This window comes from Streptomyces sp. NBC_01689, from assembly GCF_036250675.1.
Classification (GTDB): Bacteria; Actinomycetota; Actinomycetes; order Streptomycetales; family Streptomycetaceae; genus Streptomyces.
The window spans coordinates 7,687,013-7,713,350 of the sequence record NZ_CP109592.1 but is presented as its reverse complement, the minus strand read 5'-3'; the positions used below and the strand labels follow the sequence as shown (position 1 = coordinate 7,713,350).

Sequence of the window (26,338 nt, the reverse complement as noted above, 5' to 3'; positions counted from 1 at the left end):
TTGGCCGTGACGAAACTGTGGACGATGCCCGGGGGCCCTGAAGCCCCTCGCAGGCATCATGTGGAGGAGGCGCTGTGAGCAGCGACCCGTGGGGCCGCGTCGACGAGACGGGGACCGTGTACGTGCGTACGGCCGACGGCGAGCAGGTCGTCGGTTCCTGGCAGGCAGGCTCCCCTGATGAGGCGCTGGCCTACTTCGAGCGCAAGTACGAAGGCCTGGTTGTGGAGATCGGCCTCCTCGAGAAGCGAGTGAAGACCACCGACCTGTCGGCGAAGGACGCCCAGACGGCCATCGACCACATCCGCGCGCAGGTGGACGCCCACCACGCCGTCGGTGATCTGGACGCGCTGAAGGTACGGCTGGACAAGCTCGTCGAGACGGTGGACGCGCGCCGTGAGGAGCGCAAGGTCCAGCGGGCGAAGCAGTCCGACGAGGCGCGGCACTCCAAGGAGGCGCTGGTCGTCGAGGCGGAGGAGCTGGCGCAGAGCGACCAGTGGCGGGCGGCCGGTGAGCGGCTGCGCTCCCTGGTGGACACCTGGAAGGGGCTGCCGCGACTCGACCGCAAGTCGGACGACGAGCTGTGGCACCGCTTCTCGCACGCGCGCTCGGCGTTCTCCAAGCGCCGCAAGGCGCACTTCGCCTCGCTGGACGCGCAGCGCGAGGACGCCCGCAAGACCAAGGAGAAGCTGGTCGCGGAGGCCGAGTCGCTGTCCTCCTCGTCGGACTGGGGTCCGACGGCGGCGCGCTACCGCGAGCTGATGGCGGACTGGAAGGCCGCGGGCCGTGCCCAGCGTGAGCACGAGGACGACCTGTGGAACCGCTTCCGCGGCGCCCAGGACGTGTTCTTCGCGGCGCGCGGTTCGGTCTTCGCCGAGCGGGACGCGGAGCAGTCGGAGAACCTGAAGCTCAAGGAGGAGCTGGCCGAGGAGGCCGAGAAGCTCGTCCCGGTGCAGGATCTCAAGGCCGCCCGGGCCGCCTTCCGCTCGATCAACGAGCGCTGGGAGGCCATCGGCCATGTGCCGCGCGACGCCCGTCCGAAGGTCGAGGGCCGGATGCACGCGGTGGAGCGGGCCCTGCAGGAGTCCGAGGAGGCCGAGTGGCGCCGGACCAACCCGGAGGCACGCGCGCGTGCCGAGGGGCTGACCGGTCAGCTGCAGGCCGCCGTGGACAAGCTCCAGGGGCAGATCGAGGCGGCGCGCTCCGCGGGCAACGCGTCGAAGGCGGACAAGCTGCAGCGCGAGCTCGACGGCCGTCAGGCCCTGCTGGACCAGGCGCTGAAGGGGCTGCAGGAGTTCGGCGGCTGAGAGGCCGTCGCCCTGTGTGAAGGGCTCTGTGAGAGGGGCTCCCGTACACCGGTACGGGAGCCCCTCTCGTCATGTCCGCCGGTACACCCGGCGGGCGGCTACGGCCTGCGCGCCGAAGTCACCCGGTACACGTCGTACACGCCCTCCACGCCGCGTACCGCCTTCAGCACGTGGCCCAGGTGCTTGGGGTCGCCCATCTCGAAGGTGAAGCGTGAGGTGGCGACGCGGTCCCGGGAGGTCTGGACGGCCGCGGACAGGATGTTGACGTGCTGGTCGGACAGGACGCGGGTGACGTCGGAGAGGAGCCGGGAGCGGTCCAGCGCCTCCACCTGGATGGCGACCAGGAAGACCGAGGACTGGGTGGGCGCCCACTCCACGTCGAGGATGCGCTCGGGCTCGCGCGAGAGGGACTCCACGTTGACGCAGTCGCTGCGGTGGACCGAGACCCCGCTGCCCCGGGTGACGAAGCCGATGATGGGGTCGCCCGGAACGGGGGTGCAGCAGCGCGCGAGCTTGACCCACACGTCGTCGACGCCCTTGACGACCACACCCGGGTCGGCGTTGGAGCGCCGCTTGCGACCGCGGCCGCGGGCCGGCGGGACGCTCTCGTCGATCTCCTCGGTGGCCGCCTCCTCGCCGCCGAGGGCCTGCACCAGTTTCTGCACGACGCTCTGCGCGGCGACATGTCCCTCACCGATCGCCGCGTACAGCGACGAGATGTCGGGGTAGCGCATCTCGTGCGCGAGCGTCACCAGGGAGTCGCCGGTCAGGATGCGCTGGATCGGCAGGTTCTGCTTGCGCATCGCGCGGGCGATGGCGTCCTTGCCCTGTTCGATCGCCTCGTCGCGGCGCTCCTTGGAGAACCAGGCGCGGATCTTGTTGCGGGCGCGCGGGGACTTGACGAAGCCGAGCCAGTCACGGGAGGGACCGGCGCCGGCCGCCTTGGAGGTGAAGACCTCCACCAGGTCCCCGTTGTCCAGGGTGGATTCGAGCGGGACGAGACGTCCGTTGACCCGTGCGCCTATCGTGCGGTGGCCGACCTCCGTGTGGACCGCGTACGCGAAGTCCACGGGGGTCGCGCCCGCCGGGAGCGCTATGACGTCGCCCTTGGGCGTGAAGACGAAGACCTCGTTGCGGGACAGGTCGAAGCGCAGCGACTCCAGGAACTCGCTGGGGTCCTCCGTCTCCTTCTGCCAGTCGAGCAACTGGCGCAGCCACGCCATGTCGTTGACCGCGTCCTTGTCCTTGCTGACGCTCTTCGGGGCGTCCGTGCGGACCTTGGAGGCGCCGGCGGAGGGCTCCTGCTTGTACTTCCAGTGCGCGGCGATGCCGTACTCGGCGCGGCGGTGCATGTCGAACGTACGGATCTGGAGTTCGACCGGCTTGCCGTTGGGCCCGATGACCGTCGTGTGCAGCGACTGGTACATGTTGAACTTGGGCATCGCGATGTAGTCCTTGAACCGGCCGGGGACCGGGTTCCATCGCGCGTGCACGGTGCCGAGCGCCGCGTAGCAGTCGCGGACGGTGTCCACGAGGACGCGGATGCCCACCAGGTCGTAGATCTCCGCGAAGTCACGGCCGCGGACGATCATCTTCTGGTAGACGCTGTAGTAGTGCTTCGGGCGGCCGGTGACGGTCGCCTTGATACGGGCCGCGCGCAGGTCGGACTGGACCTCGTCGGTCACTATGGCGAGGTATTCGTCGCGCTTGGGGGCGCGCTCGGCGACCAGGCGCACGATCTCGTCGTACATCTTGGGGTAGAGGATCGCGAAGGCGAGGTCCTCCAGCTCCCACTTGATGGTGTTCATGCCCAGGCGGTGGGCGAGCGGCGCGTAGATCTCCAGGGTCTCGCGCGCCTTCTTCTCCTGCTTCTCGCGCTTGAGATAGCGCATGGTGCGCATGTTGTGCAGGCGGTCGGCGAGCTTGATGACCAGGACGCGGGGGTCCTTGGCCATGGCGACGACCATCTTGCGCACGGTCTCGGCCTGGGCGGCCTCGCCGAACTTGACCTTGTCCAGCTTGGTGACACCGTCGACGAGCAGGGCGACCTGGTCGCCGAAGTCGCGCTTGAGGGTGTCCAGGCCGTACTCGGTGTCCTCGACGGTGTCGTGCAGCAGGCCGGCCATCAGGGTGGCCGGGTCCATGCCCAGCTCGGCCAGGATGGTGGTGACGGCGAGCGGGTGCGTGATGTACGGGTCGCCGCTCTTGCGCTTCTGGCCGCGGTGCCAGCGTTCGGCGACCTGGTAGGCCTTCTCGACCTGCCGGAGCGTGGCCGTCTCGATCTTGGGGTCGTTGCTGCGCACGATCCGCAGCAGAGGCTCCAGAACCGGGTTGTACGGGTTCGAGCGCTGCACGCCGAGGCGGGCCAGGCGAGCACGGACGCGGTTGGAGGAGCCACCGGTGCGCGTGGACTGGCTCGGGGCCGAACGGACCGCCGGGGTGGCCGCGGGGCGCCCGGGAGCGGCCGGCTTGGGGCGGGACTGCTCGGCCGCCCTGTCGTCGGGCGCGGACTGGGCGTGCTCGACCGGCCCGGGAGCTGCGCTCGTCGCGGGCTTGTCCGTGCCGCCCGAGGCGGGCTCGGGCTTGGCGGCGGTGAGTGGCTGGGCCTCGTCTGGCAAGAGGGCTCCTCGTGCGCGTTCCGGGTCCCCCGGTCAGGCTCCGGAGACCCCATGGTAGCGATCCTGGGCGCCGGGCTCGCTTTCGGCCGTGGGCACGGCCCTTACCAGGGGGAACGCGAAAGGCGGGCGCCGGATTCCTCCGGGCCCGCCTCCCACGGTGTCCTACGGGTGTCCCAGGCCTTTCCCCGAGCCTTCCAGGGCCTTTACCCGGGCCTTGCCGCGCTCGCTCGAACCTGCCGGATCCGCCGGATCCGTCAGATCTGGAGGAGTGCCTCCAGCGGAGCGCCCGCGAGAGCGGGCTCCAGACGGCTCCGGCCGCCGAGGAAGCCGAGCTCCATCAGCACGGCGACGCCGGCGACCGCGGCGCCCGCCCGGCGGACGAGCTGCAGCGACGCCTCGGCGGTGCCACCGGTGGCGAGGACGTCGTCGACGACCAGGACACGGTCCTCCGCGTCCAGGTCCTCGGCGTGCACCTCGATCTCGGCGGAGCCGTACTCCAGGTCGTACGCCTGCGCCAGGGTCGCTCCGGGGAGCTTGCCCGCCTTGCGGACCGGGATGAAGCCGAGGCCCGCGCGGACGGCGACCGGGGCCCCGAGGATGAACCCGCGGGCCTCCAGACCGACGATCTTCGTCGCACCCGTGCGGACGGCGATCTCGGCGAACGCGCCGGTGAGCGCCTCGAAGGCCACCGGGTCGGCCAGCAGCGGCGTGATGTCCTTGAACACCACGCCCGGCTCCGGGTAGTCGGCCACGTCGCGTATACGGCTGAGCAGCAGCGTGGAGACGTCCGTCAGCTCGGTCATCGGCGCTTCCCCGAAGGTCGGCCGCGGCCCCGGTTGCGGGACGCGGGCTGGTTGCGCGGGCCGACGACCGCCGCCGCGGCGCCCTCCGGCTCGTCATCGTCGTCGAGCGGGACGGCCGAGGCCGGCGCGTCCAGGGGTTCGCCCTTCGCGGCCGCCTGGGCGCGCTTGGCGAGGACCCGCTTCTTGAGCGCCTTCATCTGCGGCTCGCGCTCCTTGAGGTCGGCGACGAGCGGCGTGGCGATGAAGATCGAGGAGTACGCACCGGCGGCGAGGCCGACGAACAGCGAGAGCGAGATGTCGTTGAGCATGCCCGCGCCGAGCACACCGCCGCCGATGAACAGCAGACCCGCGACGGGCAGCAGCGCGACGACCGTGGTGTTGATCGAGCGGACCAGGGTGCCGTTGATCGAGCGGTCCGCAACCTCGCTGTACGTGTAGCGGGTCTGCTTGGTGATGTCCTTCGTCTGCTCCTTGAGGCTGTCGAAGACGACGACCGTGTCGTAGAGCGAGTAACCGAGGATCGTCAGCAGACCGATCACGGTGCCCGGCGTGACCTCGAAGCCGACGAGGGCGTAGATGCCGACCGTGATGGTGATGTCGTGGATCAGGGCGACCAGGGCGGCCACGGCCATGCGCCACTCGAAGGCGATCGCCAGGTAGATCACGACGAGGACCATGAAGATCGCCAGGCCTTCCCAGGCCTTGTTGGCGATCTGGTCACCCCAGCTGGGACCGACCAGGTCCGCGTTGATGTTCTCCGAGTCGACCTTCAGGTCCTTGGAGAGCTGGTCCTTGATCTGGTCCGACTTGTCGGTGTCGATGCCCGCGATCTGGATGCGCAGGCTGCCGTCGCCGAGCTTCTGGACGATGGCGTCGTGCCCGGAGGCGTCCTGCGCGTACGTCTCGGCCTGGGTCACCGAGGCCGACATGTGCTTCGGCGTCGTGAAGACGGCTCCGCCCTGGAACTCGATGCCCATGTTCAGGCCCCGCACCGTCAGACCGAGGATGGCCGTGATGGTGATCAGGATCGAGATCGCGTACCAGATCTTGCGCTTGCCGACGAAGTCGTAGCCGATCTCACCGCGGTGGAGCCGGGCGCCGAGGGTGCCGAGTTTCGACATCTCACGCCTCCTTCGTGTCGACGGGGGCGGACGCGCGACGGGTGCGGCGCAGCGGCGGCTGGGCGCCCAGTCGCTTCGGGTCGAGTCCGGACCAGCTGTGGCCGCTCGCGAAGAACTTCTTGCGGGCGAGGATCGTCATCAGCGGCTTGGTGAAGAGGAAGACGACGACCACGTCGAGCAGGGTGGTCAGACCGAGCGTGAACGCGAAGCCCTGGACCTTGCCGACGGTGACGATGAAGAGCACCGCGGCGGCCAGGAACGACACGAAGTCGGAGACCAGGATGGTGCGCCGGGCGCGCGGCCAGGCACGCTCGACGGCGGGACGCAGGCTGCGGCCCTCGCGGATCTCGTCCCGGATGCGTTCGAAGAACACGATGAACGAGTCCGCGGTGATACCGATCGCGACGATCGCGCCGCAGACCGCGGGGAGGTTCAGCGCGAACCCGATGGCGGGGCCGAGCAACGCCATGATCACGTACGTGAGGACGGCGGAGACCATCAGGGAGGCGATGGCGATGATCGACAGACCCCGGTAGTAGACCACCAGGTAGATGATGACCAGGCCCAGGCCGATCGCGCCCGCGATCAGACCGGCATGCAGCTGCTCGCCGCCGAGGGCCGCCGTCACGGTGGTGACGCTCGCCTCCTTGAAGGTGAGCGGCAGCGCGCCGTACTTGAGCATGTTGGCCAGGTCCTGCGCCTCGGTCTGCGTGAAGCTGCCGGAGATCTCCGCGTTGCCGCCGGTCAGCGCCTGGCTGACGTACGGGTCGGAGACGACCTCACCGTCGAGGACGATGGCGAACTGGTTCTGCGGGGACTGGTTCTTCGCGAGCTTGCCGGTGATGTCGGCGAACTTCTTGGAGCCACCGGACGTGAAGTCCATGGTGACCTTCCAGCCCGCGGCGCTCTGGGTGTCGAAGACGGCCGCGGCGCTCTTGATGTCCGTGCCGGAGACCTCGGCGGGGCCGAGCACGTACTTCTGCCACTGGCCCGAGGAGTTCTTGCCACAGGCCACGGTGGGGTCGGTGGGCTTGACGCCGTCTCCGGCCTTGGCGCGGACCGCCTTGTCGGTGCAGTCGAGCGCGGCGTACTGGGCCTGGAGCTTGGCGGTCGCGGGGTCGACGCTGCCGCTGGGCGACGGCGTGGTGCCCGTGGAGGCGGACGCCTTCGCGGACGCGGACGACTTCGCGGAGGCGGTCCCGGACGGTGTGGCGTCGGCCTTCAGGCCGTCGGTGACCGCGCGTCCCTGGGAGGTGGCCGTGGCCGACGGGGTCGCGGAGCTCGACGAGGTCGCCTTGTCGGTCGCCTTGTCGGTCGCCTTGTCGCTCGCCTTGTCCTTCGAGGAGTCGCTGCTCGACGGCTTCGGCGAGGGGCTGGCCGTGGCGGCGCCCCCGGAGACCTCGGTGGCCAGCACCGGGCGGAAGTAGAGCTTGGCGGTGGTGCCGACCTGCTCCCGGGCCTGCTTGGAGTTCGTGCCCTTGGGGATGTTGACGATGATGTTGCGATCGCCCTGGGTCTGGACCTCTGCCTCGGAGACACCAAGACCATTGACACGGCGGTTCATGATGTCGACCGCGGTGTTCATGTTGGTCTTGTTGATCGCGTTCGGCTGGCCCGGCTCGTTCTTCGCCTCCAGCGTGATGCTGGTGCCGCCGGCGAGGTCGATGCCGAGACGCGGGGTGGAATGCCCGGAGAGGAACATCCCCCCGGTGAGCGCCACGATGGCGATCAGGATGAGGGCAAGCGAGCGCCCCGGCCTGCTCTGGGCACTCGCGCTCCGGCCCTTCTTCGGTGCTGCCACCTTCTCGTACTCCCTCTCGGGCCGCCTCGCGCGGGGTCAGCGCGTGGGCGGCCATGACATGGTGTCGGGACTCCGTGCGACAGAGGCACATCCCTGGGGTTCACGGGGCGCGAGCGGATCGCGCCGGGTTCCCCCGGGGATGCTACTTCGCGCCGGACTCGCCGTCGGTCTTCTTCGGCTCTGCTGCGTCGCCCTCGGCCGCCTTCGTGTCGGCGGGCTCGTCCGCGGCGTCCTTCTTGCCGAGGTCGATGGGCTTGTCGTCGGAGGCGTCGGAAGCGGCGTCGGCGGCGGGCTCGTCGGTCTCGGTGAGGGAGGAGGCGTCGTCCGGGACAACCGAGCCGTCGGCCTCGAGGTCGTGCTCGATGCCGTGCACGATGCGGTTGTACTCGTCGTCGGTGAGGACGGCGCCGATCGAGTTCTTCGCAAAGAGAAGGTCCACGCCGGGGCCCGCGTCAAGGAGGACCGAGTCCTCGTTGACCTCCTTGACCGTGGCGTACATGCCACCGATCGTGCGCACGCCGGAGCCGGGCTGCATCTCGTTGCGCATGGAAGCAGCCTGCTGCTGCTTCTTCTTGGCAGACCGGGTCATCAGGAACATGGCCCCGATGAGCACGATGAACGGGAGGAGGGTCACGAGACTCACGGGTCGGAACTTCCTTCTTCGACCGCGATGGTGAGCGGCCTGCTGGATGGGGGTATGTATGTCGCCTGCAAGAGCGGCATCGGCGGAGTCTAAGCGAGTCCGCACTCAGGGAACAACGCTCAGCATGGCACCGGGGTTCCTGACCCCGCGAGTGCCCGCGCCGTCACGCCCCGAACAGGTCCCCTTGTCCGTTTCCCCCCACCGTCCGCCCCGGCGGGGTGAGACCGAGATGGGTCCATGCCGCCGGAGTGGCGACGCGGCCACGGGGCGTACGGGCCAGCAGTCCCTCGCGCACCAGGAAGGGCTCGGCGACCTCCTCCACGGTCTCCCGCTCCTCCCCCACGGCGACCGCGAGCGTGGACAGTCCCACCGGGCCGCCGCCGAAGAGCTTGAGCAGGGCTTCCAGGACTCCCCGGTCGAGGCGGTCCAGACCGCGGGCGTCGACCTCGTAGACCTTGAGGGCGGCGGCGGCGATCTCCCGGGTGATGACGCCGTCGGCCTTGACCTGCGCGTAGTCCCGGACCCGGCGCAGCAGGCGGTTGGCGATGCGCGGCGTGCCGCGGGAACGCCCGGCGATCTCGGCGGCGCCGTCGGCGCCGATCTCGACGTCGAGGAGGTTCGCGGAGCGGTGGATGACGCGCTGCAGCTCGGCGGGCTCGTAGAACTCCATGTGCGCGGTGAAGCCGAAGCGGTCGCGCAGCGGCGGCGGCAGCAGTCCGGCCCGGGTGGTGGCGCCGACCAGGGTGAACGGCGGCAGCTCCAGCGGGATCGCGGTGGCTCCCGGGCCCTTGCCGACGATCACGTCGACCCGGAAGTCCTCCATCGCCATGTAGAGCATCTCCTCGGCGGGCCGGGACATGCGGTGGATCTCGTCCAGGAAGAGCACCTCGCCCTCCTGGAGCGAGGAGAGGATGGCGGCGAGGTCCCCGGCGTGCTGGATGGCGGGGCCGCTGGTGATGCGGATCGGGGCGCCCATCTCGGCCGCGATGATCATCGAGAGGGTGGTCTTGCCGAGGCCGGGGGCGCCGGAGAGCAGCACGTGGTCGGCGGTGGCGCCGCGGGCGCGGGCGGCGCGCAGCACGAGGTCGAGCTGCTCGCGGACCTTCTCCTGGCCGATGAACTCGTCCAGGTCCTTGGGGCGCAGGGCCGCCTCGACGGCCTGGTCCTCACGGTCGGCGGACGCGCCGACGAGCCGGTCGGCGGCGGTCTCGTCGGTCGTGTCGTCCCAGTTCATTGCGTGTGCCTCGCGGTGTGGTGGTGGGGCGGCCGGCGGATCGGCGGACGCCGGTCGGGTCGGGCGGCGGGCCGCCGGGTCAGCGGGCGCGGTTGAGGGTCTGCAGGGCGGCCTTCAGGAGCGCGCCCACCTGGGGTGTTCCCTCCGCCGCCTCGGCCTGCGGGGCGACCGCGGCGACCGCCTCGTCGGCCTCGCGGGTGGCGTACCCGAGGCCGATCAGCGCGGCGTGCAGCTGCTCGCGCCAGCCGGTGACGGCCGGGGCACCGGTTCCGGTGCCGGTGCCGAGCGGGGCGCCGAGCCGGTCCTTGAGCTCCAGCAGGAGTTTCTGGGCGCCCCGCTTGCCGATGCCGGGGACGGCGGTGAGCGCCTTCTCGTCGCCCGTGGCGATCGCCCGGCGCAGGGCGTCCGGGGTGTGCACGGCGAGCATCGCCTGGGCGAGGCGGGGACCGACTCCGCTCGCGGTCTGCAGCAGCTCGAAGGTCCCGCGCTCGTCGTCGTCCGCGAAGCCGTACAGCGTCAGGGAGTCCTCGCGGACGACCAGGGAGGTGGCGAGCCTGGCCGGCCGGCCCATGCGGAGCGCGGCGAGGGTGCCGGGCGTGCACTGGACGGCGATGCCGATGCCGCCGACCTCCACCACCGCTGAGTCGGGGGCGAGGGCGGCGACCGGGCCGCTGACGAAGGCGATCATGCGGTACGGCCTTTCGATACGTGGTGCGGGGCGGCCTGCGACGCCGCTTGCGCCGCGTGCAGGGCGGCCGCCTGCTGGAGTCGGTTCTGCGCGACGGCCTGCTGAGGCCGGTTCTGCGCGGCGGCCCGCTGGATCCGGTTCTGCGCGGGGGCGCGCCAGATGTGACAGATCGCGAGGGCGAGGGCGTCGGCGGCGTCGGCGGGCTTCGGCGGGGCGTCCAGCCTGAGAAGCCGGGTGACCATCGCTCCGACCTGGGCCTTGTCCGCGCGTCCGCTGCCGGTGACGGCGGCCTTGACCTCGCTCGGGGTGTGCAGCGCGACGGGGATGCCACGCCGGGCCGCGCAGAGCATGGCGACGGCGCTGGCCTGGGCGGTGCCCATCACCGTACGGACGTTGTGCTGGCTGAACACCCGCTCCACGGCGACGAATTCGGGCCGGTACTCGTCGAGCCACCGCTCGATGCCCTGCTCGACGGCGACGAGACGCAGGCCCAACTCGGCGTCCGCCGGAGTGCGTACGACGCCGACGCCGCGCATCGTGAGGGGCCGGCCGGCGACTCCCTCGACCACGCCGACACCGCATCGGGTCAACCCGGGGTCGACACCCAGTACGCGCACCCCGGTCCCCCTTCGTCGGTCTCCCCCGGCACCCGCCGGTGCCAGCTGTTCGTGCAGGCTATCGGGTGCCGCTGACAACGGGTGCCACCGACAAAGCGACGGGCCGACGGGGTGTGTCCCGTCGGCCCGTCCGGCTGTCGGCGGCTCAGGCGTCGACCTTCTCCATGACCTCGTCGCTGACGTCGAAGTTGGCGAAGACGTTCTGCACGTCGTCGCTGTCCTCGAGCGCGTCGATCAGCTTGAAGATCTTCCGGGCGCCCTCCTCGTCCAGCTCGACCTGCATGGTCGGGACGAAGTTGGCGTCGGCGGAGTCGTAGTCGATCCCGGCGTCCTGCAGGGCGGTGCGCACGGCGACCAGGTCGGTCGCCTCGGAGATGACCTCGAAGGTGTCACCGAGGTCGTTGACCTCCTCGGCTCCCGCGTCGAGCACCGCGCCCAGGACGTCGTCCTCGGTCAGTTCGCCCTTGGGGACGATGACGACGCCCTTGCGGTTGAAGAGGTACGAGACCGAACCCGGGTCGGCCATGTTGCCGCCGTTGCGGGTCATGGCGACGCGGACGTCGGAGGCGGCGCGGTTGCGGTTGTCGGTGAGGCACTCGATGAGCACCGCGACACCGTTCGGGCCGTAGCCCTCGTACATGATCGTCTCGTAGTCGGCGCCACCGGCTTCGAGGCCGGCGCCGCGCTTGACGGCCGAGTCGATGTTCTTGTTCGGGACCGAGCTCTTCTTGGCCTTCTGGATGGCGTCGAAGAGCGTCGGGTTGCCCGACACGTCGGCGCCGCCCGTACGGGCCGCGACCTCGATGTTCTTGATCATCTTCGCGAAGAGCTTGCCGCGCTTGGCGTCGATCACGGCCTTCTTGTGCTTCGTCGTAGCCCATTTAGAGTGGCCGGACATCTGCCTGTCTCCTTCGCGTAACCCATCCTGTACGAACTCCCCCACACTTTAGGAGCCCGGGGGACCTCCAGATCCTACTAGGAGCCGGGTGTCCGGTTCGCGCGCACCATGTCGACGAACAGGCCGTGCACGCGGTGGTCCCCGGTCAGTTCGGGGTGGAACGAGGTGGCGAGCGCGTTGCCCTGGCGCACGGCGACGATGTGGCCCTCGTGCGTGGCCAGCACCTCGGCCTGCGCGCCCACGGACTCGACCCAGGGGGCGCGGATGAAGACGCCCTCGACGGGATCGCCCTCGACGCCCGCGACCTCGACGGCCGCCTCGAAGGACTCGTTCTGCCGTCCGAAGGCGTTGCGGCGCACGATCATGTCGATGCCGCCGATCGTCTCCTGGCCCGAGCGCGGGTCGAGGATCTTGTCGGCGAGCATGATCATGCCGGCGCAGGTCCCGTACACGGGCATTCCCTCGCGCACGCGCGCGCGAAGGGGCTCCATCATGCCGAACAGGTGGGCCAGTTTGGAGATGGTGGTGGACTCGCCGCCGGGGATGACCAGGCCATCCACCTCGGCGAGCTCCTCGGGGCGCCGTACCGCCCTGGCCACGGCGTCGGCCGCGGCCAGGGCGATGAGGTGCTCCCGTACGTCGCCCTGGAGGGCCAGGACGCCTATGACGGGGGTGCTCATGAGTGGTGTGTCCTACCAGCCGCGGTTGGCGTAGCGCTCGGCCTCGGGGAGGGTGTCGCAGTTGATGCCGACCATGGCCTCGCCCAGGTTGCGGGAGGCGTCCGCGATGATCTTCGGGTCGTCGTAGAAGGTGGTGGCCTTCACGATGGCCGCGGCGCGCTTGGCGGGGTCGCCCGACTTGAAGATGCCGGAGCCGACGAAGACGCCCTCGGCGCCGAGCTGGCGCATCAGCGCGGCGTCGGCGGGGGTGGCGACACCACCGGCGGAGAACAGGACGACCGGGAGCTTGCCGAGCTCGGCGACCTCCTTGACGATCTCGTACGGGGCGCGCAGTTCCTTGGCGGCGGCGTACAGCTCGTTGTTGTCGTAGCCGCGCAGCCGGGCGATCTCGTTCTTGATCTGGCGCAGGTGGCGGACGGCCTCGACGACGTTGCCGGTGCCGGCCTCACCCTTGGAGCGGATCATGGCGGCGCCCTCGGCGATGCGGCGCAGGGCCTCGCCCAGGTTGGTGGCTCCGCAGACGAAGGGGGTGGTGAACGCCCACTTGTCGGAGTGGTTGACCTCGTCGGCCGGGGTGAGGACCTCGGACTCGTCGATGTAGTCGACGCCGAGGGACTGCAGGACCTGGGCCTCGACGAAGTGGCCGATGCGGGACTTGGCCATCACCGGGATCGAGACGGCGTCGATGATGCCCTCGATCATGTCCGGGTCGGACATCCGGGCCACGCCGCCGTCCTTGCGGATGTCGGCCGGGACCCGCTCCAGGGCCATGACGGCGACGGCGCCCGCGTCCTCGGCGATCTTCGCCTGTTCGGGGGTGACGACGTCCATGATCACGCCGCCCTTGAGCTGCTCGGCCATGCCGCGCTTCACTCGGGCGGTGCCGGTCGCCGCGTTGTCTTCGGGGCGGGCGGGGGTGGGGAGCGTGCTGGACACGGGTTGACCTCACTCGGTGAAAGAGGGTTTCTGCAGTTCAGAGGAAACGGGAGGGGAGCAGGCCACTGCAAGGGCCAATGGGGACCCGGTGGCTCATTTTTCGCGCCTGCTCCCCCCAAGGGGCTGCCGCCCCTGGACCCCCGCCCTCGCCCGAAGGGCTCGTCCTCAAACGCCGGACGGGCTGGATGGTGCGCGCCCGCGCCGCACCCCGGGGGCGGCGGGGCGGTGCGGGCCGGAGGTGGGGGCCGGGTCGACCGACGGAGTCCGCGGGTCAGGTGGTGGGCCGGTCCGCCAGCGCCGTCGGGGGCTCGTCGTCCATTTCGAAGGCCATCGGGAACGGTGCGTGGCCCGCCAGCCGGAACCACCGCACCTTGCGGTGCCTGCGCAGCGCCCGCGCCGCCCGCACCGCGTCGTTGTGGAACCGCCGGGCCATCGGCACCCGCCGTACGGCCTGTGCCAGCTCCCCCGCCGCCGAGTCGCCGCCCGGCGCCTCCCGCACCGCCTCCATCTGCTGGACCTCGCCGAAGACGGCCCGCAGGGCCTGGCTCAGCTCGCTCTCGGCGACCTCGCGCTGCTCCTCCTCCGCCTGTCTGGCGGCGTGCGCGGCCTCGTACAGCACGATCGAGGCGGCCGGGTCGAGCACTCCGGAGGTCGCCAGTTCCTGGGCGACCGAGGCACGGCGCAACAACTGTGCGTCGAGTGCGGCGCGCGCGGCGTCGATCCGGGCGTGCAGCCGGTCGAGACGCCCCGCGGTCCAGCTCAGGTAGAGGCCGATCGCGACGAGGCCGACGAGGATCCAGATCAGGGTTGCGGTCACGGGCGGCAAGGCTACTCGGGCGGGGTCACCCGCCCCTCACGTCCCCCGTGCGCGTCCGCCGCGCGGCGGGGCGGACGCGCCCTCCCGCCGCGGCCCGGCCGCCTCACTCCCGGGCCAGTCCGAACCGTGCCCGCAGTCCCGTCCGTTCGTCCGCGGCGACCGCCGCGGCCCCGTCCGTCACCGTCTCGTACACGGACAGGATGTCGGCGCCGACCGTGGACCAGTCGAAGCGCCGCACGTGCGCGCTGCCCCGGACCCGCAGTTCGGCGCGGCGCTCGGGGTCACCGAGCAGGCGTACGGCGGAGGCGGCCAGCGCGTCCGCGTCCTCGTTGGCGAAGAGTTCGCCGGCCGCGCCCTGGTCGAGCACCTGGGCGAAGGCGTCCAGGTCGGAGGCGAGCACCGGGGCGCCCGCGGACATGGCCTCCACCAGGATGATCCCGAAGCTCTCCCCGCCGGTGTTGGGTGCCACGTACACGTCGACGCTGCGCAGGAAGCGCGCCTTGTCCTCGTCGCTGACCATGCCGAGGAACTCGACGCGCGAGCGCATCTCGACGGGCAGCGACTCGACGGCCTCCTCCGCGTCGCCCCGCCCGGCGACCAGGAGCCGGGTCCCGGCGCGCTCGGCGAGGATCTTCGGGAAGGCCTTCATGAGGACGGGCAGGCCCTTGCGGGGCTCGTCGATGCGGCCGATGAACCCGAGGGTGTCGCCCTGCCAGTCCTGCCGGGGCTTGGCCCGGGCGAAGAAGTCGACGTCGACGCCGTTCGGGATGACCACCGCGTCGCCGCCCAGGTGCTCGACGAGCGTGCGCCGCGCGTACTCGCTCACCGCGATCCGGGCGCTGATCTTCTCCAGCGCGGGCTGCAGGATCGGGTACGCGGCGATCATCGCCCGGGAGCGCGGGTTGGAGGTGTGGAAGGTGGCGACGATGGGCCCCTGCGCCGCCCAGCACGCGAGCAGCCCCAGGGACGGCGAGGTCGGCTCGTGGATGTGGATCACGTCGAAGGTGCCGTCATGCAGCCAGCGCCGCACCCGGGCCGCCGACAGGAAGCCGAAGTTCAGGCGCGCCACGGAACCGTTGTAGGGCACCGGGACGGCACGGCCCGCCGAGACCACGTACGGCGGCAGCGGCGTCTCGTCGTCCGCCGGGGCGAGGACGGAGACCTCGTGCCCGAGGCGGATGAGGTGGTCGGCGAGGTCACGGATGTGGAACTGGACGCCGCCGGGCACGTCCCACGAGTACGGGCAGACGATGCCGATCTTCATGACCGCTCCCCGGGGGACGGCGCGGGACGGGGTTCCAGGTCGGCGAGCCACAGACGCTGCAGCATGTGCCAGTCCTCCGGATGGTCGGAAATACCCGTGGCGAAGGCGTCGGCCAGCGCCTGTGTCATGACAGACGTCTTCTCGGCCCGGGTACCTGTCTCGGGGACCTCGACGGGCGGATGCACGCGGCCCTGCATCACGGGCGAGTCGTCGTACCAGAGGGTCACGGGGAGGAGCAGCGCCCCGGTCTGCTGGGCCAGCAGCGCCGGGCCCGCGGGCATCCTGGTGGTCTCTCCGAAGAACTTGACCTCGACACCGGACGCGGACAGGTCGCGCTCGGCGACCAGGCAGACCAGGCCCCCGTCGCGCAGCCGCCGGGCCAGGGTGCCGAAGGCGGTGCCGCCGCTGTGCGGGAGGACCTCCATGCCGAGGCCCTCGCGGTAGGCGACGAAGCGGTCGTACAGCGATTCCGGCTTGAGGCGTTCGGCCACGGTGGTGAACGGCGTCTCCAGCTCGGTGGTGACCCACGCGCCGGCCAGGTCCCAGTTGCCCATGTGCGGGAGCGCGAGGATGACGCCCCGGTCGGAGGCGATGCCGTCCGTGAGGTGGTGCACGTCCCTGGGGGCGAAGCCCGCCCGTACGCGCTCCCGGCTCCAGGCGGGGAGGCGGAAGGACTCCATCCAGTAGCGCAGGTAGGAGCGCATGCCGGCCCGGGACAGCTCCGCGAGCCGCTCCGGGCCCGCGTCGGGCACCACGCGTGCGTAGTTGCTCTCCAGGCGCAGCACACCCTTGCCGCGCTTCCTCCAGGCGAGGTCGGCGACGGTGCGGCCGAGGCGTACGGCGACCGGCTCCGGGAGCGTCTTGACCGCGCTCCAGCCGAGCGCGTACGCCCCGTCCACCAGTCTGTCCCGCAGACCGGTCACGACGAGGTCCCGCTGCTGTGCGCGGCGGCGGCGTCGGCCTCGGCGGACTCCCGCCGTACCGTGACGACGCGCTGGACCAGCGTCACCAGGCTGCCGACGGCGACGATCCAGAGGGCGACGGGCAGCAGCCACTGGATGCCGGGCACCCCGAACGCGTGCAGCCCCGCGAGGCCCGCCGCGACCAGGGAGATCACCAGGCGTTCGGCGCGCTCCACCAGACCGTTGACGGCGACCGGCAGGCCGATCGACTCACCCCGGGCCTTGGTGTACGAGACCACCTGCCCGCTGGCCAGACAGAAGATCGACACGGCGCAGAGCACGTTGTTGTCGCCGTTGCCCGCGTACCAGAGCGCGAAGCCGCCGAAGATGGCCCCGTCGGCGACCCGGTCGAGCGTGGAGTCCAGGAAGGCCCCCCAGCGGCTGGAGCGGCCGAGCTGGCGCGCCATGTTGCCGTCGACCAGGTCGGAGAAGACGAAGAGCGTGATGACGATCGTGCCCCAGAAGAACTCTCCCCGGGGGTAGAAGACCAGCGCGCCCGCCATCACCCCGGCCGTGCCCAGGAGGGTGACCGTGTCGGGGCTCACCCCCCGGCGGATGAGAAACGCGGCGAACGGTGTGAGGACACGCGTGAAGAATGCACGCGCGTACTTGTTCAGCATGGCCTTCCCGAGGTTCGGTGTCGCCGGGCGGCCCCTGCTGACCCCCGGCTGGCCCATCGTAGTCACGCGCGCGCAACGGCGACGGCCGGGCACCCGGACCCCGTGTCCCGCCGGGACTCCGGGGGGCGGCACGGCGCGATGACGTCCGCCGTATGGACGCACCGTGACGCGAGTGCAAAGCTCGAAGTCACCGCGGGCGTCATCGGAGCCGTACCGCTGGGGGTACGGTCCGGACCCGGTCCGGGAAGCAGTCCGTCGTGCCCGCGCCCACAGAGACCTCACCGTGCACGGGAGGCAAGGCCATGGGCGACAAGGCGAACGCACACTCCGGAGCCGCCGGCAGGGCTACGGCGGCCGACCACCCCGCGTCCGTACGGAATGTGGTGCTGGTCGGCCACTGCGGATCGGGCAAGACGACGTTGGTGGAGGCTCTCGCGCTGACAGCGGGGGCCGTGAACCGGGCGGGCCGGGTGGAGGACGGCACCGCCGTATCGGACTACGACGAGATCGAGCACCGGCAGCAGCGCTCGGTGCAGCTCTCCCTGGTACCCGTCACCTGGGACGGATACAAGATCAACCTCATCGACACCCCCGGATACGCCGACTTCGTCGGGGAGCTCAGGGCCGGTCTGCGCGCCGCGGACGCGGCCCTCTTCGTGGTCTCGGCCGCGGACGGCGTGGACGGCTCGACCCGGATGGTGTGGGACGAGTGCGCCGCGGTCGGCATGCCGCGGGCCATCGTGGTCACCCATCTCGAATCGGCCCGCGCCGACTTCGACACGATGACCGGGATCTGCGCGGAGGCGTTCGGCGCCGACGACCCCGACGCCGTGCTGCCGCTCTATCTGCCGCTGCACGGAGAGCCGGGCCCCGACGGCCACGCGCCGGTGACCGGGCTGATCGGGCTGCTGTCGCAACGCCTGTTCGACTACTCGTCCGGGACCCGCGAGGAGGCCGAGCCGGTCGACGGCCAGTTGCCGCGGATCGAGGAGGCGCGCAACCGGCTGATCGAGGGGATCATCGCCGAGAGCGAGGACGAGACCCTCATGGACCGCTATCTGGGCGGCGAGGAGATCGATCTCAAGACCCTGGTGCAGGACCTGGAGCGGGCCGTGGCGCGCGGGGCGTTCTTCCCGGTCCTGGCCGCCGCGCCGGCCGCCGAGGGCGCCCGGCAGGGGCTGGGCACCGTCGAACTCCTGGAGCTCGTCACCGGCGGCTTCCCGACCCCCCTGGAGCGCGCGGCCCCCGTGGTGACCACACCGGGCGGCGCGGCGCGCGAGGTCAGTGCCTGCGACCCGGACGGTCCGCTGGTGGCGGAGGTCGTGAAGACGGCCAGCGATCCCTACGTCGGGCGGGTGTCCCTCGTCCGCGTCTTCTCCGGCACCCTGCGCCCCGACGAGACGGTGCACGTCTCGGGTCACGGGCTCACCGAGCGCGGCCACGAGGACCACGACGTCGACGAACGGGTCGGCGCGCTCTCCGCGCCGTTCGGCAAGCAGCAGCGGGCCCTCACCCACTGCATCGCGGGCGATCTGGCGTGCGTGGCGAAACTCAACCGGGCGGAGACCGGGGACACCCTCTCGGCCAAGGACGACCCACTGCTGATGGAACCGTGGCAGATGCCCGACCCGCTGCTGCCGCTGGCCATCCAGGCGCACAGCAAGGCCGACGAGGACAAGCTCTCGCAGGGACTCGGCCGGCTGGTCGCCGAGGACCCCACCATGCGCCTGGAGCAGAACCAGCACACCCACCAGGTGGTCCTGTGGTGTCTGGGGGAGGCGCACGCGGACGTCGCCCTGGAGCGGCTGCGCAGCCGGTACGGCGTCCAGGTCGACGTGATCCCGCACAAGGTCTCCCTGCGCGAGACGTTCGCGGCCCCTTCCACGGGACGCGGGCGCCACGTGAAGCAGTCGGGCGGCCACGGTCAATACGCCATCTGCGAGATCGAGGTCGAACCCCTCCCGAACGGTTCGGGCATCGAGTTCGTGGACAAGGTCGTCGGCGGGGCCGTGCCCCGGCAGTTCATCCCCTCCGTGGAGAAGGGCGTCCGTGCCCAGGCGGCCAAGGGTGTCGCCGCGGGGCATCCGCTCATCGACGTGCGGATCACCCTGCTCGACGGCAAGGCGCACTCGGTGGACTCCTCCGACGCCGCCTTCCAGACCGCGGGCGCGCTCGCCCTGCGCGAGGCCGCCGCCGAGGCCAGGATCCATCTGCTGGAGCCGGTCGCCGAGGTGACCGTCATGGTCGGCGACGACTTCGTGGGCGCCGTGATGAGCGACCTGTCCGGTCGGCGCGGCCGGGTCGTCGGCACGGAGCAGACGAGCGGCGGACGCACGCTCGTACGGGCCGAGGTGCCGGAGATGGAGATCGGGCGGTACGCCGTCGATCTGCGCTCGCTCTCGCACGGCACCGCGCGTTTCCAGCGCAGTTACGCGCGGCACGAGCCGATGCCGCCGCAGATCGCCGAGAGGATGCGTGAACAGACGCGGGAGGCCTGGTAGTTCACAGGGTTCGCGCGGTCGCCTGACGGGCGCCGGACGTACTCCGGTTCACCCTCGGCGGGCGGCTTCGGCCGTCCGCCGACGGAGGCCGTCGCCTGCCGATACGCTGATGACCTGATCAAGGTGATGGCTGATGACGTGGTGACTCGATCACCATGACTGGCTGATCAACAGGTGTGCGGGGCAGGGAAGTCGGGAAAGCCGCAGAAGCGACACCGGCGGCGATGGGGGCGGGGAATGACGGTTCCAACCGGTTTCGAGGACATGTTCGGGCCACAGGTGCCACGCTCGGGCACGGACGAGATGGCGACGTACGCGCTGGCCTCGGCCGCGTACCGCGACGACGAGGTCGGGAAGATCCTCGAGGCCAACAACGAGTGGCACGAGTCGACGGTCAATCCGAGCCGCAAGTGGGCGACGATCTTCCGGCCCAACCTCGGTGAGGCCTTCGCCCAGTCGGTGGTGACCCGCATGCTGGGCGTCGGCCGCAATCCGGTCGTCCAGTCCTTCGGTATCGAGCCGCAGGCCGTGGTGGAGCACTGCCTGGCCGCCAACCGGCTCCGCAAGGAGCGCGACACCCGCCTCACGATCGTGATGGCGGTCTGCGGTCTGCTGTTCCTGCCGGGACTCCTGCTGTGGCTGCTGGTCTTCCAGATACGCACCGCCGTCTCGAAGCGCGAGGACAAGCGTGCCTCCGCCCTCGCCACGGCCCTCCTCGTCGCCGTGGGCGTCGTCGCCGTGATCGCCATGATCCGGCTCCCCTTCACCGGTCCCCTGGCGTGGTACGTACGGGGCGCGATCGTCGCCCCGGTCGTCGGCTGGCTGCTCGCGAAGCAGATCTGCGAGCGCACCGCGAAGGACCTGCGCGCCCGCTGGACCAGCCTCCTCTCCGGCAGCACCGTCGGGGCCCGGGTCCCCGAGTCCGTGCCCAGCAGCCCCGGCGACACCCGGGCCGAACGCCTGCGTCAGGCATTCGGCGAGCTGCGCGACGAGCAGCGGTCGAACTCGGTCTTCTACGCCGGCCCCAAGGGCATCCTCGGCATGGGCACACGCTGGGGACACTGGCACCTGGCCGAGGAGCTGGTGCCGGTCGTCCCGGAGCAGGTGCAGAAGATGGGGTCGCTGAGCGCCGAGCTGGCCAAGCACCTGGTGCCTTCCCCGGAGATCAACAGGTTCCAGAGCTTCGACGTGATCAGCGCCGTCGAGCGGGCGCTGGAGCGGCTCAACACCAGCCCGCTGACCACCGGCGGCTTCCCCAAGCCGGACATCAGGCACTGGGTCGTCACGCACATCCCGGCGACCGCCAAGGCGGTCACCCGCCCGGCGGGCAGCACGGCCCACCAGGTCAACCTCCAGCAGATCCGCGACATCTGCAACAAGCAGCAGTACAACAGCGGCGAGCGGCACTACCTCGGGGTCCAGTGGACCCTGTTCGACGGCCAGCTGGTGATCAGCATGCTCGTCTCGGTGACCGTGCTGCACAAGACCCTGCGCATCGAGCTCACCGGCCACGCCCTGGGGCCGGTGAACGGCCTGTTCATGGGCAAGCCGGCCGCCAAGGAGAAGAAGGTCGCCAAGACGGTCAAGTTCTGGGAGACCCGCACGGTGAAGCTCCCGCTGGTCGACAACGACGAGGTCGTACGGCTCGCGGCCCGCGCGCCGCTCACCTGGTACCCGCCGCTCCTGAACTGGCTCGGCGGCTCGCTGACGCTTCCCGAGCCCTTCGGACTGCGGCATGCCTGGGCCGACCAGCCGTGGAAGAACCGCTTCATGACGGATGACGTGCTGCGTTCCGCGACCCCGGTGCTCCGTGTCGTGCACGAGGCGGTCATCGAGTTCCTCAAGGGCCACAACGTGGACACCGCGAAGTTCGACGGCCGCACGTCCGTGCTCAGCGGGGCGGTGCAGGACCCGACACCGAAGAAGGACGACGTCTACGACGCGTAGACGTTCGGTGGTCGTCCACCGCTCCGGGCGGAAACGTGGGCCCGGTCGGCTCCGGGGCGCACGGGGGCGTGGATTCCCACGCCCCCTTTTCCGTGCCGCGCCCCTCTGCCGCGAGCCCTTCTTGGGGGCCCGGCCGGGCTACGGCCTGGGCCAGGCCTCGGCGAGCATCTTCCGGGTGTCCGCGAGCAGTTGGGGCAGGACCTTGGTGTGGCCGACGACCGGCATGAAGTTGGTGTCGCCGCCCCAGCGCGGCACGATGTGCTGGTGGAGGTGGGCGGCGATGCCCGCCCCGGCCACGGTGCCCTGGTTCATGCCGATGTTGAAGCCGTGCGCGCCGGACGCGGTCCGCAGCGCGGTCATGGCCTGCTTGGTCAGCTCGGCGAGCTCGGCGGTCTCCGGGCCGGTCAGATCGGTGTAGTCCGCCACATGGCGGTAGGGCACGACCATCAGATGGCCGCCGTTGTACGGGTAGAGGTTGAGCACCGCGTACACCTGCTCACCGCGCTTGACGATGAGCCCGTCCTCGTCGGACTTGGCGGGGATCGAGCAGAACGGACAGCCGTCGTCGGCCCCCGGACCCGTGGGCTTGTTCTCGCCCTGGATGTAAGCCATCCGATGGGGCGTCCACAGGCGCTGGAACGCGTCCTGCGTCCCCACTCCGATCTGCTGCTCGGGCTCACTCGTCATGGAGTGCAGCATATTGCTTCACTCGTTCGCGGCGTGTCGGCGGGGCTCTTCCGGACACGCCCCCGGCCGGGCCGGGGCGCCCGCGCGGACGCCGGGAGGCCCCCGGGGCACGGAACTCCCCGGGGGCCTCTCGGTACGTGCGCGACGGATCACCCTGCGCGAAGGACCGCTCCCTCCGCCGGGCCTGCCGGCCCGAGGCCCGCGTACGACGGACCCGCGTACGCCGGACCGGCGTGCGTCAGGCCCGCGTACGACGGGACCCGCGTGCGTCAGACCTGCGTACGGTCCTCGACGATCTTGGCGATCTTGGCGATCGCCTCGTCCACGGGGATGCCGTTCTCCTGCGAGCCGTCGCGGTAACGGAAGGAGACGGCGCCGGCCGCCATGTCCTCGTCGCCCGCGATGACCATGAAGGGCACCTTCTGCTTCTGGGCGTTGCGGATCTTCTTCTGCATGCGGTCGGAGGAGGAGTCGACCTCGACGCGCAGGCCCTTCTTCCGCGCCTCGCCGGCGAACTTCTGCAGGTACTCCACGTGCGCGTCGCCGATCGGGATGCCGACCGCCTGGACGGGCGCCAGCCAGGCCGGGAACGCGCCCGCGTAGTGCTCGAGGAGCACCGCGAAGAAACGCTCGATGGAACCGAACAGCGCGCGGTGGATCATCACCGGACGCTGCTTGGAACCGTCGGGACCGGTGTACTCCAGGTCGAAGCGCTCGGGCAGGTTGAAGTCGAGCTGCACGGTCGACATCTGCCAGGTCCGGCCGATGGCGTCCTTGGTCTGGACGGAGATCTTCGGGCCGTAGAACGCGGCGCCGCCCGGGTCCGGGACGAGCGGGAGGCCCTGCTTCTCGGCCACCTGCCGCAGCGTCTCGGTGGCCTCCTCCCACACCTCGTCGGAGCCGACGAACTTCTCCGGGTCCTTGGTGGACAGCTCCAGGTAGAAGTCGGTCAGGCCGTAGTCGCGCAGCAGGTTCAGGACGAAGGTGAGCGTCTTGTCGAGCTCGTCCGCCATCTGCTCCCTGGTGCAGTAGATGTGCGCGTCGTCCTGCGTGAAGCCGCGGGCACGGGTCAGGCCGTGCACGACGCCCGACTTCTCGTAGCGGTACACGGTCCCGAACTCGAAGAGGCGCAGCGGCAGTTCGCGGTACGAACGGCCTCGCGCGTCGAAGATCAGGTTGTGCATGGGGCAGTTCATGGGCTTCAGGTAGTAGTCCACGCCCTCGTCGAGCTGCATGGGCGGGTACATGCCGTCGGCGTACCAGTCCAGGTGGCCCGAGGTCTCGAAGAGCTTCCCCTTCGTCGCGTGCGGGGTGTAGACGAACTCGTAGCCCTCCTCCTCGTGCCTGCGGCGCGAGTAGTCCTCCATGACCCGGCGGACGACGCCGCCCTTGGGGTGGAAGACGGCGAGGCCGGAGCCGATCTGGTCCGGGATGGAGAAGAGGTCCAGTTCGCTGCCCAGCTTGCGGTGGTCGCGCTTCTCGGCCTCCACGAGGAAGTCGAGGTGCGCCTTCAGCTCCTCCTTGGAGGGCCAGGCGGTGCCGTAGATGCGCTGCAGCATCGGGTTCTTCTCGCTGCCCCGCCAGTAGGCGCCCGCGTTGCGCATGAGCTTGAACGCCGGGATGTTGCGGGTGGTGGGCAGGTGGGGACCGCGGCAGAGGTCCTTCCAGCACAGCTCGCCGGTCCTGGCGTCGAGGTTGTCGTAGATCGTCAGCTCGCCGCCGCCGACCTCGACGTCCGCGCCGTCCGTCGCGTCCTGGGCGGCCGCGGAGCCCTTGATGCCGATGAGCTCCAGCTTGTACGGCTCCCCGGCGAGCTCCTCGCGGGCGTCCTCGTCGGTGACGACACGGCGGGAGAAGCGCTGGCCGCGCTTCTGGATCTCCTGCATCTTCTTCTCGATGGCCTTGAGATCCTCGGGGGTGAACGGCTTCTCGACGTCGAAGTCGTAGTAGAAGCCGTCCTTGACCGGGGGGCCGATGCCGAGCTTGGCGTCGGGGAAGAGTTCCTGCACGGCCTGGGCCATCACGTGCGCGGTGGAGTGGCGCAGGATGTCGAGGCCGTCCTGGGAGGAGATCTCGACGGGCTCGACCTCCTCGCCGTCGGTCACCTCGTAGGCGAGGTCCTTCAGCTCGCCGGCCACGCGCGCCGCGACGACGGTGCGCTCGCCGGCGAAGAGATCGGCGGCCGTAGTGCCCGTCGTCACCACGCGCTCTTCCCGCTCGGAATCGCGTTGGATGATCACACGGACGTCTGACACCGGACTCTCCTGCCTGAAGGTGGGCGCGCCGCGACGCGCGGGCGCAGACAGGAATCGTACCGAGCCGAGGCCGCCCTCCGCGAAACGGTTACGGTCCGCCCCGGCTCAGTCCTCGCTGCACGCCTCCTCGAAGAAGTCCAGATTCTCCTGGAGCGACTTCATCAGCCGGTCCCGTTCGGCCTCGTCGACCTGGACGGGCGCGACCCCGGCGGCGTCCGTGAGCCTGCGGAAGCCGCCGCGGCTCTCCAGCCGTCCGTGCACCCGCACCGGCAGCCCCACGAGATGGGCCTGCCCGGCTATCCGGTAGTCCTCCTCGCCGAGGGTCACGCGGACGTACGGGACCTCCGCGCCCGCGATGACCCGCAGCCGTGCGGTGCCCTCGCCGCGCGGCTCCGACCTGCGGATCCGCACCACGGCCCCGGTGATCCGGACCGGCACGGACGGTTCCTCGCGCAGATAGCGGGCTCCGGCCTCGCGCAGCACGGGCACGTCGCCGGGCGAGAACTCGACGGCCTCGTCCGGTGCCGCGCAGCCTTCGGGGACGCCGGCCGCGGGTGCCCACTCGACGGCCACGCGGGCGCCCTCGGTCCCGCGCACGAGGGCGACGACGGCCTCGGTGAGCTCGTGGCTGACGCCCGCCTCGACGGCCGCGTCGAAGGCGTCCATGCCGCCGGTGGCCCGCTGGTAGTCGACGGCCTCGCGGGCGGCGTACAGCGCCTGGTGCAGCCGGACGGCCAGTGAGCGTCCGGTGTCGACGGGCACGAACGCGGTGAGGCGGCGGCCGCCGGGGTCGGCGCCGACGAGGACGTGCTCCAGCGACGCGGCGGCGGGCCTGCGGTGACGCGCGCCGTAGTAGCCGGCCCGCGCGCGGGTGGCGAGGGCGGCGGCGAGCAGCATCTGGCGGGCGGCCGAGCGCAGCCGCTCCTCGACGCTCCACGGCGTGGCGCCGACCGGCCCGGTCGGGACGTCGCGCCACCAGCGGATCTCGTCGCTGGGCACGGCGAGCGCGACCAGCACGTCGCGCGCGGAGGGGGCACCGCTGCGGGAGAGCGCGTCGAGGGCCTCGCCGAGCAGGTCGTCGCTGTCGGGGAAGGCCCGGCTCTCCGGCACGAGCAGGCTGGTGCCCGAGCCGCCGGGCCCGGGTGGGGTCCACCTGCCGTACCGTCCCGCCGCGCCGCCGCGGCGCTGCCAGCCGTGCCGCTGCAGCAGTGCGCTGAGCACGGCGGGGTCCACCTGGCCGGCCTCGGGCGGCTCGGTCCAGTGGGTCTCCGCGGGGTGCGGCCTGACCGGCCGGAGCGGTTCGTCGCTCGGGCGGTGCGTCATGGTCTGCCTCCCGTCCCGACCCGCGTCATGATCTCGCACAGGGCCCGGTCGTCGAAGATGCGCGAGGTCGGTATGCGGACGGTCGTTCTGCGCCGGCCCGTGACGGGCTGTCCGGCGAGGTTGGTCCAGTAGCAGCAGTGCCGCAGGTCGAGGCGGTCGTGGCTGGCGCGCAGCCAGTCGTCCTGGGACCGGGGCACGAGCATGACGACCAGGATCTTGTGCACCGAGACCGGGGTGCGGGCGAGCTTCGCCAGGTGCTCGTTGTCGAGCGTGAACGAGAAGGCGGGGCCCGGGGGGTTGGGCGGGATCTGGTAGGTGCACTTGAGCTGCACCTTGATGGTGACCTCGTCGTCGACCGTGTGTCCGGGCGCGCTGTGGCTGACGTGCCAGTCGATCCCGTTGTCCGGAAAGGGCTGCGACAGCGAGCAGCCGGCCGCCGCGGCGACGGCGTGCAGGTAGCCGACCTGCAGTGTCTCCATGCAGGCGGTGGTGGCGAGCGTGCCGCGATGGGGTGCCGTCCGCTGGGGCAGCAGCCCGCCCCGCTCGGGCTGCGCGATTGCCATGAGTCCAACAGCCTTCCAAGCCGAGAGATTCCCCGCGACGGGCCGCTGAACTGCAA

At 71.0% G+C, this 26,338-nt stretch carries 22 protein-coding genes; 3 read left to right on the top strand and 19 right to left on the bottom strand.

Annotated features, from left to right (window positions below; all coding sequences use genetic code 11):
• Positions 1–74: 74 nt before the first annotated feature.
• Positions 75–1,304, top strand: coding sequence for a DUF349 domain-containing protein (locus OG776_RS33055; RefSeq protein ID WP_148007805.1), 1,230 nt, complete (start codon positions 75–77; stop codon positions 1,302–1,304).
• 98 nt (positions 1,305–1,402) lie between these two features.
• Here the strand turns inward: OG776_RS33055 and OG776_RS33050 are convergent, their stop codons facing one another.
• From OG776_RS33050 to pgsA, 15 genes are all read right to left on the bottom strand, one after another.
• Entirely contained in the window at positions 1,403–3,922 is a 2,520-nt protein-coding gene (locus OG776_RS33050; RefSeq protein ID WP_148007804.1) for a RelA/SpoT family protein, read from the bottom strand.
• Between the two features lie 254 nt (positions 3,923–4,176).
• The gene (locus tag OG776_RS33045; RefSeq protein ID WP_148007803.1) at positions 4,177–4,725 is read right to left on the bottom strand and encodes an adenine phosphoribosyltransferase; all 549 of its coding nucleotides are present in this window, start codon (positions 4,723–4,725) and stop codon (positions 4,177–4,179) included.
• Positions 4,722–5,846, bottom strand: coding sequence for a protein translocase subunit SecF (gene secF / locus OG776_RS33040; RefSeq protein WP_148007802.1), 1,125 nt, complete (start codon positions 5,844–5,846; stop codon positions 4,722–4,724). Before secF ends, OG776_RS33045 begins: the two co-directional genes overlap by 4 nt.
• A gap of 1 nt (position 5,847) precedes the next feature.
• Positions 5,848–7,647, bottom strand: a complete 1,800-nt coding sequence (gene secD, locus OG776_RS33035) for a protein translocase subunit SecD (protein ID WP_148007801.1) — start codon at positions 7,645–7,647, stop codon at positions 5,848–5,850.
• Positions 7,648–7,789: 142 nt separating this feature from the next.
• On the bottom strand, positions 7,790–8,290 hold the full coding sequence (gene yajC, locus OG776_RS33030) for a preprotein translocase subunit YajC (protein ID WP_148007800.1): 501 nt from the start codon (positions 8,288–8,290) through the stop codon (positions 7,790–7,792).
• 163 nt (positions 8,291–8,453) lie between these two features.
• Positions 8,454–9,524, bottom strand: coding sequence for a Holliday junction branch migration DNA helicase RuvB (gene ruvB / locus OG776_RS33025; RefSeq protein WP_148007799.1), 1,071 nt, complete (start codon positions 9,522–9,524; stop codon positions 8,454–8,456).
• A 79-nt stretch (positions 9,525–9,603) separates the two neighbouring features.
• Positions 9,604–10,212: a Holliday junction branch migration protein RuvA gene (ruvA, locus tag OG776_RS33020; protein WP_148007798.1), complete on the bottom strand. Its 609-nt coding sequence runs from the start codon at positions 10,210–10,212 to the stop codon at positions 9,604–9,606.
• Positions 10,209–10,829 (bottom strand): crossover junction endodeoxyribonuclease RuvC, encoded by a 621-nt coding sequence (ruvC, locus tag OG776_RS33015; RefSeq protein ID WP_329322985.1) that lies wholly within the window; start codon positions 10,827–10,829, stop codon positions 10,209–10,211. Before ruvC ends, ruvA begins: the two co-directional genes overlap by 4 nt.
• A gap of 145 nt (positions 10,830–10,974) precedes the next feature.
• Positions 10,975–11,727, bottom strand: coding sequence for a YebC/PmpR family DNA-binding transcriptional regulator (locus tag OG776_RS33010; protein WP_148007796.1), 753 nt, complete (start codon positions 11,725–11,727; stop codon positions 10,975–10,977).
• A 77-nt stretch (positions 11,728–11,804) separates the two neighbouring features.
• The gene (gene pdxT / locus OG776_RS33005) at positions 11,805–12,407 is read right to left on the bottom strand and encodes a pyridoxal 5'-phosphate synthase glutaminase subunit PdxT (protein ID WP_148007795.1); all 603 of its coding nucleotides are present in this window, start codon (positions 12,405–12,407) and stop codon (positions 11,805–11,807) included.
• Positions 12,408–12,419: 12 nt separating this feature from the next.
• The gene (gene pdxS / locus OG776_RS33000) at positions 12,420–13,268 is read right to left on the bottom strand and encodes a pyridoxal 5'-phosphate synthase lyase subunit PdxS (protein WP_329323793.1); all 849 of its coding nucleotides are present in this window, start codon (positions 13,266–13,268) and stop codon (positions 12,420–12,422) included.
• Between the two features lie 346 nt (positions 13,269–13,614).
• Positions 13,615–14,160 carry a hypothetical protein gene (locus OG776_RS32995; protein ID WP_148007793.1) on the bottom strand — a complete coding sequence of 182 codons (546 nt, stop codon included), beginning with the start codon at positions 14,158–14,160 and terminating at the stop codon, positions 13,615–13,617.
• Between the two features lie 103 nt (positions 14,161–14,263).
• Positions 14,264–15,424: a glycosyltransferase family 4 protein gene (locus OG776_RS32990; RefSeq protein ID WP_329322984.1), complete on the bottom strand. Its 1,161-nt coding sequence runs from the start codon at positions 15,422–15,424 to the stop codon at positions 14,264–14,266.
• On the bottom strand, positions 15,421–16,347 hold the full coding sequence (locus tag OG776_RS32985; RefSeq protein WP_148007791.1) for a phosphatidylinositol mannoside acyltransferase: 927 nt from the start codon (positions 16,345–16,347) through the stop codon (positions 15,421–15,423). Before OG776_RS32985 ends, OG776_RS32990 begins: the two co-directional genes overlap by 4 nt.
• The gene (pgsA, locus tag OG776_RS32980) at positions 16,344–17,063 is read right to left on the bottom strand and encodes a phosphatidylinositol phosphate synthase (RefSeq protein WP_148007790.1); all 720 of its coding nucleotides are present in this window, start codon (positions 17,061–17,063) and stop codon (positions 16,344–16,346) included. The genes OG776_RS32985 and pgsA overlap by 4 nt, the downstream gene beginning before the upstream one ends.
• Positions 17,064–17,308: 245 nt before the next feature.
• Between pgsA and OG776_RS32975 the strand changes: the two genes are divergently transcribed.
• Together OG776_RS32975 and OG776_RS32970 are read left to right on the top strand one after the other, a co-directional pair.
• The gene (locus OG776_RS32975; RefSeq protein ID WP_329323792.1) at positions 17,309–19,507 is read left to right on the top strand and encodes an elongation factor G-like protein EF-G2; all 2,199 of its coding nucleotides are present in this window, start codon (positions 17,309–17,311) and stop codon (positions 19,505–19,507) included.
• A 237-nt stretch (positions 19,508–19,744) separates the two neighbouring features.
• A complete protein-coding gene (locus OG776_RS32970; RefSeq protein WP_148007789.1) occupies positions 19,745–21,454 on the top strand; it encodes a hypothetical protein in 1,710 nt (569 codons plus the stop codon).
• Positions 21,455–21,592: 138 nt separating this feature from the next.
• Here OG776_RS32970 and OG776_RS32965 read toward each other — a convergent pair whose 3' ends face one another.
• The 4 genes from OG776_RS32965 to OG776_RS32950 form a co-directional block, all read right to left on the bottom strand.
• Positions 21,593–22,153 carry an HIT family protein gene (locus OG776_RS32965; protein WP_148007788.1) on the bottom strand — a complete coding sequence of 187 codons (561 nt, stop codon included), beginning with the start codon at positions 22,151–22,153 and terminating at the stop codon, positions 21,593–21,595.
• A 257-nt stretch (positions 22,154–22,410) separates the two neighbouring features.
• A complete protein-coding gene (gene thrS, locus OG776_RS32960; protein WP_148007787.1) occupies positions 22,411–24,396 on the bottom strand; it encodes a threonine--tRNA ligase in 1,986 nt (661 codons plus the stop codon).
• 105 nt (positions 24,397–24,501) lie between these two features.
• Entirely contained in the window at positions 24,502–25,719 is a 1,218-nt protein-coding gene (locus OG776_RS32955; protein ID WP_148007786.1) for a hypothetical protein, read from the bottom strand.
• Positions 25,716–26,282 (bottom strand): DUF4365 domain-containing protein, encoded by a 567-nt coding sequence (locus tag OG776_RS32950; protein WP_148007785.1) that lies wholly within the window; start codon positions 26,280–26,282, stop codon positions 25,716–25,718. The genes OG776_RS32955 and OG776_RS32950 overlap by 4 nt, the downstream gene beginning before the upstream one ends.
• Positions 26,283–26,338 lie beyond the last annotated feature (56 nt).

Excerpts from the sequence above, each read along its gene's own strand:
- OG776_RS32990 (WP_329322984.1), bottom strand. The coding sequence starts at position 15,424 with ATGAAGATCGGCATCGTCTGCCCGTACTCGTGGGACGTGCCCGGCGGC.
- ruvA (WP_148007798.1), bottom strand. The coding sequence starts at position 10,212 with ATGATCGCCTTCGTCAGCGGCCCGGTCGCCGCCCTCGCCCCCGACTCA.
- OG776_RS32950 (WP_148007785.1), bottom strand. The coding sequence starts at position 26,282 with ATGGCAATCGCGCAGCCCGAGCGGGGCGGGCTGCTGCCCCAGCGGACG.
- pgsA (WP_148007790.1), bottom strand. The coding sequence starts at position 17,063 with ATGGGCCAGCCGGGGGTCAGCAGGGGCCGCCCGGCGACACCGAACCTC.
- pdxT (WP_148007795.1), bottom strand. The coding sequence starts at position 12,407 with ATGAGCACCCCCGTCATAGGCGTCCTGGCCCTCCAGGGCGACGTACGG.
- secF (WP_148007802.1), bottom strand. The coding sequence starts at position 5,846 with ATGTCGAAACTCGGCACCCTCGGCGCCCGGCTCCACCGCGGTGAGATC.
- OG776_RS32955 (WP_148007786.1), bottom strand. The coding sequence starts at position 25,719 with ATGACGCACCGCCCGAGCGACGAACCGCTCCGGCCGGTCAGGCCGCAC.
- OG776_RS32975 (WP_329323792.1), top strand. The coding sequence starts at position 17,309 with ATGGGCGACAAGGCGAACGCACACTCCGGAGCCGCCGGCAGGGCTACG.
- OG776_RS32970 (WP_148007789.1), top strand. The coding sequence starts at position 19,745 with ATGACGGTTCCAACCGGTTTCGAGGACATGTTCGGGCCACAGGTGCCA.
- OG776_RS33045 (WP_148007803.1), bottom strand. The coding sequence starts at position 4,725 with ATGACCGAGCTGACGGACGTCTCCACGCTGCTGCTCAGCCGTATACGC.
- ruvB (WP_148007799.1), bottom strand. The coding sequence starts at position 9,524 with ATGAACTGGGACGACACGACCGACGAGACCGCCGCCGACCGGCTCGTC.
- pdxS (WP_329323793.1), bottom strand. The coding sequence starts at position 13,268 with ATGGCCGAGCAGCTCAAGGGCGGCGTGATCATGGACGTCGTCACCCCC.
- OG776_RS32965 (WP_148007788.1), bottom strand. The coding sequence starts at position 22,153 with ATGCTGCACTCCATGACGAGTGAGCCCGAGCAGCAGATCGGAGTGGGG.
- OG776_RS33010 (WP_148007796.1), bottom strand. The coding sequence starts at position 11,727 with ATGTCCGGCCACTCTAAATGGGCTACGACGAAGCACAAGAAGGCCGTG.